The sequence below is a fragment of the Lysobacter sp. 22409 genome (genome assembly GCF_052045105.1).
Taxonomy (GTDB): Bacteria; Pseudomonadota; Gammaproteobacteria; order Xanthomonadales; family Xanthomonadaceae; genus Lysobacter; species Lysobacter antibioticus_B.
Genome location: NZ_JBQEOE010000017.1, coordinates 95,519 through 106,825, shown reverse-complemented (window position 1 = coordinate 106,825; position 11,307 = coordinate 95,519). Strand labels below are relative to the sequence as shown.

At 67.9% G+C, this 11,307-nt stretch carries 9 protein-coding genes; 6 read left to right on the top strand and 3 right to left on the bottom strand.

What is annotated here, in order from left to right; genetic code table 11:
* Positions 1 to 581: 581 nt before the first annotated feature.
* Both ACTJJK_RS11190 and ACTJJK_RS11185 read right to left on the bottom strand, forming a co-directional pair.
* On the bottom strand, positions 582 to 1,391 hold the full coding sequence (locus ACTJJK_RS11190; RefSeq protein WP_440730221.1) for an ABC transporter permease: 810 nt from the start codon (positions 1,389 to 1,391) through the stop codon (positions 582 to 584).
* Positions 1,388 to 2,374, bottom strand: coding sequence for an ABC transporter ATP-binding protein (locus ACTJJK_RS11185; protein WP_051885402.1), 987 nt, complete (start codon positions 2,372 to 2,374; stop codon positions 1,388 to 1,390). Before ACTJJK_RS11185 ends, ACTJJK_RS11190 begins: the two co-directional genes overlap by 4 nt.
* Positions 2,375 to 2,601: 227 nt before the next feature.
* On the opposite strand from ACTJJK_RS11185, the gene ACTJJK_RS11180 reads away from it, so the two are divergent.
* The 4 genes from ACTJJK_RS11180 to ACTJJK_RS11165 all read left to right on the top strand — a co-directional run bounded on the left by ACTJJK_RS11180 (position 2,602) and on the right by ACTJJK_RS11165 (position 7,166).
* A complete protein-coding gene (locus ACTJJK_RS11180; RefSeq protein WP_440730220.1) occupies positions 2,602 to 3,348 on the top strand; it encodes a ferredoxin--NADP reductase in 747 nt (248 codons plus the stop codon).
* A gap of 202 nt (positions 3,349 to 3,550) precedes the next feature.
* Positions 3,551 to 5,104, top strand: coding sequence for an alpha/beta hydrolase (locus tag ACTJJK_RS11175; protein WP_440730219.1), 1,554 nt, complete (start codon positions 3,551 to 3,553; stop codon positions 5,102 to 5,104).
* A 131-nt stretch (positions 5,105 to 5,235) separates the two neighbouring features.
* Complete coding sequence (locus ACTJJK_RS11170) at positions 5,236 to 5,982, top strand: ABC transporter ATP-binding protein (RefSeq protein ID WP_031374027.1); 747 nt, start codon at positions 5,236 to 5,238, stop codon at positions 5,980 to 5,982.
* Positions 5,979 to 7,166, top strand: a complete 1,188-nt coding sequence (locus ACTJJK_RS11165; RefSeq protein WP_440730218.1) for an ABC transporter permease — start codon at positions 5,979 to 5,981, stop codon at positions 7,164 to 7,166. Before ACTJJK_RS11170 ends, ACTJJK_RS11165 begins: the two co-directional genes overlap by 4 nt.
* Positions 7,167 to 7,353: 187 nt before the next feature.
* Here the strand turns inward: ACTJJK_RS11165 and ACTJJK_RS11160 are convergent, their stop codons facing one another.
* A complete protein-coding gene (locus ACTJJK_RS11160) occupies positions 7,354 to 8,349 on the bottom strand; it encodes an energy transducer TonB (protein WP_152566405.1) in 996 nt (331 codons plus the stop codon).
* Positions 8,350 to 8,937: 588 nt separating this feature from the next.
* Between ACTJJK_RS11160 and ACTJJK_RS11155 the strand changes: the two genes are divergently transcribed.
* Together ACTJJK_RS11155 and ACTJJK_RS11150 are read left to right on the top strand one after the other, a co-directional pair.
* Complete coding sequence (locus ACTJJK_RS11155) at positions 8,938 to 10,008, top strand: SPFH and helix-turn-helix domain-containing protein (protein ID WP_031374030.1); 1,071 nt, start codon at positions 8,938 to 8,940, stop codon at positions 10,006 to 10,008.
* Positions 10,008 to 11,111 (top strand): hypothetical protein, encoded by a 1,104-nt coding sequence (locus ACTJJK_RS11150; protein WP_440730217.1) that lies wholly within the window; start codon positions 10,008 to 10,010, stop codon positions 11,109 to 11,111. Before ACTJJK_RS11155 ends, ACTJJK_RS11150 begins: the two co-directional genes overlap by 1 nt.
* The last annotated feature ends 196 nt before the right edge of the window (positions 11,112 to 11,307 follow it).

The window sequence follows — 11,307 nt, the reverse complement described above, 5'->3', positions numbered from 1 at the left end:
CGCCGGGATTTTTCGATAGGACATCCTTGTCCTATCGAAAAACGGCGCACGTCCTGTGCGCCGCCCTCCGGGTCTACGGTCGCATCGCGAGTTCGGAACTGCGCCAATCATTACGGCAACAGCAAGGTTGCTGTTGTTGTTGTCGTTGCTGTGCGTCGCCTCGCACTAGCGAAGGTAATCGAAGACCCGAAGGGCGGCGCGCATGGATGCGCGCCGTTTTTCATCGGGACAGGGAGGTCCCGTATGAAAAAGCCCCGCGGATGCTCCGATCGTGCGGGCCTGTGATTCAAAAGAAAGCATTTTTCTTTGGTTACCTTTCTTTTGTTGCTTATGACAAAAGAAAGTAACCCGCCGCTTTAGTGGCGGAAGCTTTTGGCGTTTGATCCTGATCTTGCTTGAGCGAAACGCGGAAAACCCGTTACAGCGCGGTCGCGGCTTGCGCCGCTCCTACCCTTCGCGAAAGCACGCCGCTTCGATGAGCAACATCGGCGCCGTCGCCTCTACGCATCCCGCGGTCGCGACTCACGTCGCTCCTACAAAGGCGGAATGCCGCGCTGCGAAACCCTCCAGCAGGCGCAGCCTCAGCTGCGCAACCCCACGCCCCGCTTGAGCAACCACAACGCCAACGACGACAGCGCCACCACGAAACCGATCATCAACGCATACGCCACCCACAACGGCACGTCGCTGCTGCCGAGCAGGCCGTAGCGGAAGGCGTTGACCATGTAGAAGATCGGGTTGGCGTGGGTCGCCGCCTCGGCCCAGGCCGGCAGCAGCTTGACCGAATAGAACACGCCGCCGAGGTAGGTCAGCGGGGTCAGGATGAAGGTCGGCACGATCGCGACGTCGTCGAACTTCTTCGCGTACACCGCATTGACGAAGCCGGCCAGCGAGAAGATCGTCGCGCCGAGCAACACCGTGGTCAGGGTCACCAGCGGATGCGGCACGCGCACCGAGGTGAAGCACATGGCGATCAGCAGCACGATCACGCCGACCATCAACCCGCGCAGCACCGCGCCGGCGACGTAGCCCCACAGGATCACCCAGTTCGGCATCGGGCTGACCAACAGCTCCTCGACGTGGCGGCCGAACTTGGCGCCGAAGAAGCTCGAGGAGATGTTGCCGTAGCTGTTCTGGATCACGCTCATCATCACCAGGCCGGGGACGATGAACTCCATGTAGCTGTAGCCGCCCATGTCGCCGATCCGCGAGCCGATCAGGCCGCCGAAGATCAGGAAGTACAGGGTCATGGTGATCGCCGGCGGCACCAGGGTCTGGCCCCAGATGCGCAGGATCCGCATCACTTCGCGGCGGACGATGGTGCCCAGCGCGACCAGGTTGCGGCGCATCGGGGTGGGTTCGGCGACGGCCGCGGGCAGGGTCTGGCTCATGCGGCGGTCTCCGTCTGCGCGGCTTCGGGCTGGTTGATCATGCGGACGAACAGTTCTTCCAGGCGGTTGGACTTGGTGCGCATCGAGCGCACCCGGATGCCGGCCTCGCCGAGCGCGGCGAAGACCCGGTTGAGGTCCATCGCGCGCGGCATTTCCAGGTCGAGGGTGTGGTCGTCGGTGGCGACCACGGTGGTGCCCTCGATCTGCGGCAGCGCCGCCGGCAGCACGCCGTCGATGTCGAACAGAAAGCCCTCGACGTCGAGCATCGCCAGCAGGGTCTTCATCGGCCCCTGCTGGACGATCCGGCCCTGGTCGATGATCGCCAGGTTGCGGCACAGGCTTTCGGCCTCTTCCAGGTAATGGGTGGTCAGGATGATGGTGGTGCCGGCGGCGTTGATCTCGCGCAGGGTCTTCCACATGCCGCGGCGGATCTCGATGTCGACGCCGGCGGTAGGCTCGTCGAGGATCAGCAGGCGCGGCCGGGTCATCATGGCGCGGGCGATCATCAGCCGCCGCTTCATGCCGCCCGACAGGGTGCGGCTCATCATGTTGGCCTTTTCCCACAGCTGGGCGCGCTTGAGCTCTTCCTCCGCGCGCTGCAGCGCCACCGCCCTCGGCACGCCGTAGAAGCCGGCGTAATTGACGAGGATGTCGATGGGCTTCTCGAACATGTTGAAGTTCAGCTCCTGCGGCACCAACCCGATCAGACGCATCGCCGCCTCGCGCTGGGTCGCAAGGTCGGTGCCGAAGATCGACACCGAGCCTTCGCTGAGGTTGACCAGCGAGCTGACGATGCCGATCAGAGTCGACTTGCCGGCGCCGTTGGGGCCCAGCAGGGCGAAGAAGTCGCCCGGGGCCACGTTCAGGGACACGCCCTTCAGGGCCTGGACGCGGTTGTCGTAGGTCTTGCGCAATGCGCGCACGCACAGGGCCGGCACCGGCTCGGCCGATGCCGCTGGGGAGGCGGCCTGGGACTGGGTCATTCGGAGTGTTCTCGGGAAGCCTGGCCGCGGGCCCCGCGGCGAATGCCTTAGTATAGGCGGCCCCGCGGTGGCGCTCCGGTCACAGACTGTTGCGAATTCCCGCGTTGCGCAGCCCCGCACAGTCCCCAGACTTTGCACCAGACGGCCGCACCGACCATCGCCCGGGTCGCCCTACGCGTCCGAACGCCCACGCGCCTTAGACGGCACGATCCAGAAGCACGATCTCCATGAAGCAGTTTCCGCTCAAACTCGTTTCGCGCCGGATGTTGGCCCCGACCGTCGGCCACTACGTCTTCCTGCGCGACGACGGCGAGCCGCTGGACTACATCCCCGGCCAGTTCATCCAGGTTCACTTCCAGTACGCCGACGGCACCGCGACCAAGCGCAGCTACTCGCTGGCGAACATCCACGACCATGCCCTGGGTGCGGGCGAGACGGTCGAGATCGCGGTCAGCTACGTCGCCGGCGGCGCTGCGACGGCCCTGTTCGAGGGCATGGGCGACGGCGATCTGGTCCAGGCCAGCGGGCCGTTCGGCCGCTTCTGCCTCAACCCGGCCGACACCAATCGCCGCTACCTGCTGATCGCCACCGGCACCGGCGTGACCCCGTACCGGGCGATGCTGCCGCAGTTGGAAGCGCTGATCCGCGACCGCAGCATCGAGGTCGTGCTGCTGTACGGCGCACGCTCGCCGGTCGAACTGCTGTACGGCGACGACTTCCGCGCCTTCGCCGACCGTCACCCGAACTTCCGCTTCGTGCCCTGCTTCTCGCGCGAGCTGCCCGAGCAGCCGCACGCGGACGTGCGCCACGGCTACGTCCAGCAGTTCCTGGAAGAGTTCGCGCCGAGCGCCGACGGCGACATCGCCTACCTGTGCGGCAACCCGAACATGGTCGACACCTGCTTCGAGGCGCTCAAGGGCTACGGCCTGCCGGTGCCGCAGATCCGCCGCGAGAAGTACGTCTCCTCGAAGTAAGCGCCCAGCGCGCGACCCGGCGCCGCAGCGCGGAGCCGGGCCTGGCGGCACCTGCCTGGAGGCACTGCAGCGGCTCCATCGCCGCCTCGATTGCGGGCGCGCAGCCCCGCATCGAAATCCGTCGCTTCGGTCCGGTCACATTTTTCCCATCGCGCCCGTCTGTCATTCTTGAAGGCGCACCGCCTGGGAACGAGAAACGGACATGCACCCATTTCGATACGGATACCGACCGCGCAGCCTCGCGGTCGTCGGACTCGCCGCGATGCTCGCGGCGGCCGCACTGAGCGGCTGCGGCCAGGCCGGCTCCGCCGACAACAACTCCAAGGGCCGCGACGGCAACGCGATCAAGCGCCACTACGGCCGGATCGTGTTCGATCCCTGCACCCTGTCCACGCCCTACACCAGCGGCACCATCGCGGCGCAGTGCACGCAGTTCGAGGTGCCTGAGAACGCCGCCGAGCCGAAGGGCCGCAAGCTCAAGCTCAACCTGGCCTGGCTGCCGGCCACCGACGAGGCTGGCGTCGCCGAGGACCCGGTGTTCTTCCTCGCCGGCGGCCCCGGCCAGGCGGCGACCGAATCCTGGCCGAGCGTCGATGCCGCCTTCCGCGAAGTGCGCAAACACCGCCATATCGTCCTGATCGACCAGCGCGGCACCGGCAAGTCCTCGCCTCTGGCCTGCCGCGACGCCAGCGGCGATAACCAGCCCCACCGCGACGAGGCCGCCCAGTTCGACGCCGCGGTGCAGGCGGTCGAGCTCTGCGCCAAGCAACTCAAGGTCGACGCCAGCCGCTTCACCACCAGCGACGCGATCGCCGACCTCGACGCCGTGCGCGCGGCCATCGGCGCAGCCAAGATCGACCTGGTCGGGGTGTCCTACGGCACCCGCGTCGCCCAGCAGTACGCCACGCGCTACCCGCAGCACACCCGCAGCGTGGTGCTCGACGGCGTGGTGCCGAACGAACTCGTGCTCGGCAGCGAGCACGCGCGCAATCTCGACAACGCCCTCGCCCTGCAGTTCAAGCTGTGCCAGCAGATCCCGGCCTGCCGCGCACGCTTCGGCGGCGAACCGCGCGAACAGCTGCGCCAGCTGATGGCGCGCCTGCAGACGCCGGTCGAGGTCGATTACCGCGACCCGCACACCGGCGAGCAGAAGCGCGCGCCGATCAGCGCGGTCCAGGTCGGCATGCTGACCCGGATGTTCTCGTACGCGCCGGAAGCCGCTTCGCTGTTGCCGCTGGTCTTGAACGAAGCCGACCAGGGCCGCTACGCGCCGCTGATGGCGCTGTCGAAGATGATCGAGAGCCAGCTCAACGACGAGCTCAACTACGGCATGCAGTTGTCGGTGATCTGCGCCGAGGACGTCGACCTGCTCCAGCCCGATCCGAGCGATGCCGACACGGTGATCGGCGACGCCATGAGCAAGACCCTGATCGCGCAGTGCAAGGCCTGGCCGACCGGGCAGCGCCCGAAGGATTTCCACGCGCCGTTCAAGTCGAGCCTGCCGACCCTGCTGCTGTCGGGCGAACTCGATCCGGTCACGCCGCCACGCTACGGCGACCAGGTGGTCAAGCACCTGGCGAACGGCCGTCATCTGATCCTGCGCGGCCAGGGCCACGGCGCGCTGCGCATCGGCTGCACCCCGAAGCTGCTCGGCCAGTTCGTCGAAACCGCCGACGCCAAGCAGCTCGATGCGCGTTGCCTCGATGCGCTCGGCTACGTGCCGCCGTTCGTCTCTTTCAACGGCTGGGAGCCGTAAGAACCGGGAATCGGCCATGGGAATCGGGAATCGACGAAACCGCTCGATGAGACGGTCCGATGAAACCGCCCCGTGCCGACCACCTTCGCCGTTCCGACTCCCCGTCCTCATAACCGAATCGCGTGGAAGCCATGATTTCAGCTCACGATCTGCATAAAAGCTTCAAGACCAAGACCGGTACCGTCCACGCCGTGCAAGGCGTCGACTTCGAGGCCCGCGACGGCCAGATCACCGGCCTGCTCGGCCCCAACGGCGCCGGCAAGACCACCACCCTGCGCATGCTCTACACCCTGATGCGGCCCGACCGCGGCGAAGTGCGCGTGGACGGCCTGGACGCCGGCCGCGACCCGGCCGCGGTGCGGCGCGCGCTCGGCGTGCTGCCGGACGCGCGCGGCGTCTACAAGCGCCTGACCGCGCGCGAGAACATCGCCTACTTCGGCGAACTGCACGGCCTGTCGCGCGGCCTGATCGACGAGCGCACCCGCGCGCTGTCGCAGGCGCTGGACATGGGCGACATCCTCGACCGCCAGACCGAAGGCTTCTCGCAAGGCCAGCGCACCAAGACCGCGATCGCCCGCGCTCTGGTCCACGACCCGCGCAACGTGATCCTGGACGAGCCCACCAACGGCCTGGACGTGATGACCACGCGGGCGATGCGCGGCTTCCTGCGCGGCCTGCGCGAGGAGGGGCGCTGCGTGATCTTCTCCAGCCACATCATGCAAGAGGTGGCGGCGCTGTGCGACCGCATCGTCATCATCGCCAAAGGCCAGGTCGTGGCCGCCGGCACCGCCGACGAGCTGCGCGCGCAGACCGGCCAGGACAATCTCGAAGACGCCTTCGTCCAGGCGATCGGCAGCGACGAGGGCCTGCACGCATGAACACCGCCGCCTTTTCCGCCATGTGGGCGGTGATCCGCAAGGAACTGCTCGACATCTCGCGCGACCGCCGCACCCTCGCCATCGCCTTGTTGCTCGGCCCGCTGCTGTATCCGCTGCTGATGCTCGGCATGGGCGCGCTGGCCGAGAACCGCGCGCGCACCCAGCTCGACACCGAGCTGCGGGTGCCGGTGCGCGGTGCCGAGCACGCGCCGAACCTGATCAAGTTCCTCGCCACCCAGAACATCGTCGCGATCCCGGCGCCGGCCGACCTGGATGCGGCGATCCAGAACCAGGACCACGACGTCGCCCTGATCGTCGCCAAGGACTACGCCGAGAACTGGAAGCAGGGCGAGCCGGCCCTGGTCGAGATCGTCCAGGACAGCACCCGCCGCGATGCCGAGATCCCGAGCCGGCGCGTGCGCGCGGCGCTGGAGGGCTACAGCCGCCAGGTCGGCGTGCTGCGCCTGCTCGCCCGCGGCATCGCCGCCACGGTCGCCCAGCCGGTCAACGTCGGCGACCGCGACGTCGCCACGCCCGAGGCCAAGCGCGGCCTGGTGCTGTCGGCGCTGCTGCCCTACCTGCTGATCATGACGTCCTTCATCGGCGGCGCTTACCTGATCATCGACGCCACCGCCGGCGAACGCGAACGCCAGTCGCTGGAGCCCTTGCTGGCCACTCCGGCTTCGCGCGGCTCGATCGTCAGCGGCAAGATCGCCGCGGCCTGCATCCTCGGCCTGCTGTCGCTGCTGCTGACCCTGTTCGCCTTCAAGCTCAGTTCGCAGATGAGCAGCGGCATCGGCCAGATGCTCGACGTCAGCCTGGCGGCGATCGGCCAGATGCTGCTGATCCTGATGCCGATGTCGTTCATCGGCACCGCGCTGCTGACCTATCTCTCGGCCGCGGCCAAGAGCCTGAAGGAAGCGCAGAGCCACATCACCTGGCTGATGCTGATGCCGCTGCTGCCGACCTTCGTGTTGATGGTCAACCCGCTCAAGACCCAGCTGTGGCAGTTCGCGGTGCCGTTCCTGGCGCAGAACCAGCTTCTGCTCAAGGTGATCCGCGGCGAGGCGATCTCGGGCCAGATCTGGGCGGTATACCTGGCCACGGCCTTCGCCCTGGCGGCGCTGCTGTGGTTCGCGGCGGTGCGCCGTTACCACAACGAGACGCTGGCGATTTCGGGCTGATTCGGCCGCTGTAGGCGGCCTAGGCCTGAGCCGGGCTTGGTCGAGCCGGCCAGCGTCGACTGGCCGGGCCGGCGGCAGCGAGGCCCTGGATCGAACCCCGATCGCTGCGGCACCCGGCAGCACCCAAGAAAAAGCCCGGCTTGCGCCGGGCTTTTTCGTTCTGCGATGACGGCGAACGCCGCGCGGATCAACCGCCCGGGTTGAAGCCGATCGTGCGCCGGGTGGTGACCTGGCTCGGGACCGGCTGGAAACGCCACTTGCGCACCGCGTTGACGGCTTCGCGATCGAACACGCGGGCCGGGTTGGACCGGACCACGCGCGCGGCGGTGACCGAACCGTCGGTGCCGACGGTGAACTCGACCTGGACCTCGCCCGACTGGCCGGCCCGCAGGGCTTCCGGCGGATAGCGCGGAGCCGGGGTCGACACGGCGCGCAGTTCGCTGGCCGGGGTCGCGGTCGACGCCGTCGCCGCACGCTCGGTCGCGGCCGGACGCTCGGCGCTGCGCTGTTCGCTGGCGCGCTGCTCGGCGGCGCGTTGGTCGGCCGCACGTTGCTCGGCTTCGCGCTGCGTCGCCGCCTGGCGTTCGGCGGCCTGCTGGGTCGCCAGTTGCTGGGCGGCCTGCTGCTGTTGCTGCTGCTGTTGGGTCTGGCGCTGCTTCTCCACCTCGGCCTGCTTCTTGAGCTGCTCTTCGGCGGTCAGCTTTTCCTGCTCGGCGCGCTTGGCCAGGGCCTCCTGCGAAGTGCCGATGCTGGCCTTCAGGCGGGCGACCGCCGGATGCTGCGGATCGGCGCGTTCGATCAGCGCGGCCAGGCGCTGGGCTTCGGCGAAGTCCTCGCGGCCCACGCTCTGTTCGGTCGCGATGACCGTCATCGGCAGCAGGTCGGTCAGCGCGCTCGAGGCCACGGCGTCGGCCGGGGCTTTCTCGCGCAGGGCGAGGTAGTACTCGACGGCGTTGTCCTCGGCCGGCGCGTACAGGCGGTTCTCCACATAGGCCTTGCGGGCGGCCTCGCGCAGCTGCTCGACCGACAAGGCCGAGACCTTGGCCGATACGGCGGTCTGCGCCGTCACCGCCGGAGCGGTGGCCGCGGTCGCGGGCGCCGCGTCCGTGGCGGGCGCGGCGTCTTCCTTCTTTCCGCAGGCCGCCAGCGCGCATCCCAGCGCGATCACGGCGGAGACCTGCATTACAGCGGACAGCCGGCTGTTACGCCGGTCATTGTTAGCGACGATCATTGGCAAAAACTCCCCTGAAGTACGCGAGACCCGTCCGATACGGGGCCGGGCGCACGCCCGATAGGACGCGCTACGGAGCCGCGTTTGTCAAGCGTTCAGGTTGGCTGGGGGCCCCGGGATAGGCGTCAGACATGGAGTGTGCCACCCATCGCGGCCCGGACCGATACCGGGTGTGTCGGTTCGCGCCCCTGGCGCGACGAATTGCACAAATTTCGTCACCCGGCGGCGCCCCGGCCGAGGCGACGTCGCGGCGATGCAACATCGTGCGCGGCGCGGGGTTGCGCGGGCCCGGCCGGGACACGGGCAGGCGGTCGCATCGCGTCCACCTTGCCCTCCCCCCGTGCGGCCCCGGTACGGTCCGAACCCGACCCACCGGCCGGGCCCGCCGACCGTCGCTGACCTCACATCGGTCTGCTCCGGATTGGTCTGCTCCGGATTGGTCTGCTCCGGATCGGCTTGCCCTGGATCGGTCTGCTCTAAAGCGGCCTGCTCTAAACCAGCGTGTTCTAGAATCGCCGCACCACAGGCAGGGAGCGGGACATGAGCATTCTGGGTTTCATCAAGGGCGAGCTGCTGGAGATCATCGAGTGGACCGATGATTCGCGCGACACCCTGTCGTTCCGCTACCCGGACGACGACAAGGAGATCAAGAACGGCGCCCAGCTGATCGTGCGCGAGTCGCAGCAGGTGCAGTTCGTCGCCGCCGGCCAGTACGCCGACCTGTTCGGACCCGGCAAGCACACCCTCAAGACCGAGAACATCCCGGTCCTGTCGACCATCCTGGGCTGGAAGTACGGCTTCAACTCGCCGTTCAAGTGCGACGTCTACTTCCTCAACACGCGCCTGTTCACCGGCAACAAGTGGGGCACCTCCAACCCGGTGATGATGCGCGACGCCGACTTCGGCGTGGTCCGCCTGCGCGCCTTCGGCACCTACGATTTCCGCATCGTCGACGCACCCAAGTTCCTCAGGGAAGTGGCCGGCACCGACCAGAATTTCCGCCTCGACGAATTCGCCGACACCATGCGTTCGCGCATCGTCAGCGTGTTCACCGAGGCCCTGGCGACCGCCAACGTGCCGGCGCTCGACGTGGCCTCGCGCTACGGCGAACTCGGCGACGCGCTGCTGCCGATCATCAACCCGGCCATGACCGGCAAGTACGGCATCGAGATCACCGCCTTCGTGCTCGAGAACGTGTCCGTGCCGCCGGAAGTCGAGAAGGCCATCGACGCGCGCTCGAGCATGGGCGTGGTCGGCAACCTCAACGACTACGTGAAGTTCCAGATGGGCCACGCCATGGGCCAGGGCGGCGAAGCCGGCGCGGCTGCCGCGGTGCCGGCGCAGATGGCGGTCGGCTTCGGCATCGCCCAGGAAATGATGCGCAGCATGCAGAGCGGGCAGGCGCAGGCCCCCGCCGGCGCGACTCCGCCGCCGGTGCCGGGGGCGGCCAACGCGCTTGAGGTGCTGACGCCCGAGCAGGCCGCCGCCGCGCTCGGCGTCTCGGTCGAGGACGTCATGGCCGCGATCGCCGCAGGCGAGCTCAAGGCCCGCAAGATCGGCAGCGCCACCCGCATCGCCAAGGCCGCACTCGAAGAATTCCTGCGCGGCTGATGGACAACGCCACCGTCGGCAAGCATCCCTGCCCGGAGTGCGGCGGGGATCTGCAATGGAATGCGGCCAAGCAGTCCCTGGCCTGCCCCTACTGCGGCACGATCGTGCCGTGGTCGCCTGCGCAAGAAGCGCTGGGCGAGCAGGTCGTGGAACTGGATCTGGTCAGCGCGCTCGCCCAGCACCCCAGCGACCAGCGCGGCTACGGCGGCGGCGGCGAACGCCGCGAAGTGCAATGCCAAAGCTGCAAGGCGATCTCGGTGTTCGTCGACGGCAAGGTCGCGCAGCGCTGCGAATTCTGCGGCTCGCCGGCGGTGATCGACCACGAATCGCTCGGCGATGCGATCACCCCGCAGAGCCTGCTGCCGTTCAAGATCAGCGACGGCCAGGTGCGCGACATCATCCGCAAGTGGTACGGCACGCGCTGGTTCGCGCCGAACCGGCTCAAGCACGCCGCCCTGACCGACACCCTCAAGGGCGTATACCTGCCGTACTGGACCTTCGACGCCCACGTCTCGGCGGACTGGACCGCCGAGGCGGGTCATTACTACTACGAGACCGAGAGCTACACCGAAAACGGCCAGCACAAGACCCGCCAGGTGCGCCACACCCGCTGGGAACCGGCGGCCGGCTCGTTGCAGCACTTCTTCGACGACGACCTGGTGCCCGGTACGGTCGGCGTGCACGCGAACCTGCTCGAACAGATCGGCCAGTTCCCGACCACCAGCGACCTCAAGCCGTATTCGCCCGAGTTCGTGCGCGGCTGGATCGTCGAGCGCTACCAGGTCGACCTGCGCGCCGCCTCGGTGCTCAGCGAAAGCTCGATGCAGGAACAGACCCGCAGCCTGTGCTCGGCCGAAGTCCCCGGCGACACCCAACGCAACCTGCAGGTCGACGCCACGTATCGCGGCCGCACCTTCAAACACATCCTGGTCCCGGTCTGGCTGGTCAGCTACACCTACGGTTCGCGCAGCTTCCAGGTGTTGGCCAACGGCTACACCGGGCAACTCGCCGGCGAACGGCCCTACAGCTGGGTCAAGATTTTCTTCGCGGTGGTGGCGGCGTTGATCGCGGCGGTGGTGGTGTTCGGGGTGTTGGGGCGCTGATCTCGCCGGCAACCGGACTCGCGCTGTCGTCGCTGGGTTCGACCGCATCAGAATGAGATCTGTCCTTCCCGTGTAGGAGCGGCGTGAGCCGCGACCACGGGACGCGGTGAGTCGACAAGGCAGATGTCGCCTGTCGAAGCAACGCATTTTCGCCAGGGTAGAAGCGGCGCGAGCCGCGACCGCGCCGTAACAGTCT

Coding starts and splice junctions, on each gene's coding strand:
- ACTJJK_RS11155 (WP_031374030.1), top strand. CDS start 8,938: ATGAGCATTCTGGGTTTCATCAAGGGCGAGCTGCTGGAGATCATCGAG.
- ACTJJK_RS11175 (WP_440730219.1), top strand. CDS start 3,551: ATGCACCCATTTCGATACGGATACCGACCGCGCAGCCTCGCGGTCGTC.
- ACTJJK_RS11160 (WP_152566405.1), bottom strand. CDS start 8,349: ATGCAGGTCTCCGCCGTGATCGCGCTGGGATGCGCGCTGGCGGCCTGC.
- ACTJJK_RS11150 (WP_440730217.1), top strand. CDS start 10,008: ATGGACAACGCCACCGTCGGCAAGCATCCCTGCCCGGAGTGCGGCGGG.
- ACTJJK_RS11180 (WP_440730220.1), top strand. CDS start 2,602: ATGAAGCAGTTTCCGCTCAAACTCGTTTCGCGCCGGATGTTGGCCCCG.
- ACTJJK_RS11165 (WP_440730218.1), top strand. CDS start 5,979: ATGAACACCGCCGCCTTTTCCGCCATGTGGGCGGTGATCCGCAAGGAA.
- ACTJJK_RS11185 (WP_051885402.1), bottom strand. CDS start 2,374: ATGACCCAGTCCCAGGCCGCCTCCCCAGCGGCATCGGCCGAGCCGGTG.
- ACTJJK_RS11170 (WP_031374027.1), top strand. CDS start 5,236: ATGATTTCAGCTCACGATCTGCATAAAAGCTTCAAGACCAAGACCGGT.
- ACTJJK_RS11190 (WP_440730221.1), bottom strand. CDS start 1,391: ATGAGCCAGACCCTGCCCGCGGCCGTCGCCGAACCCACCCCGATGCGC.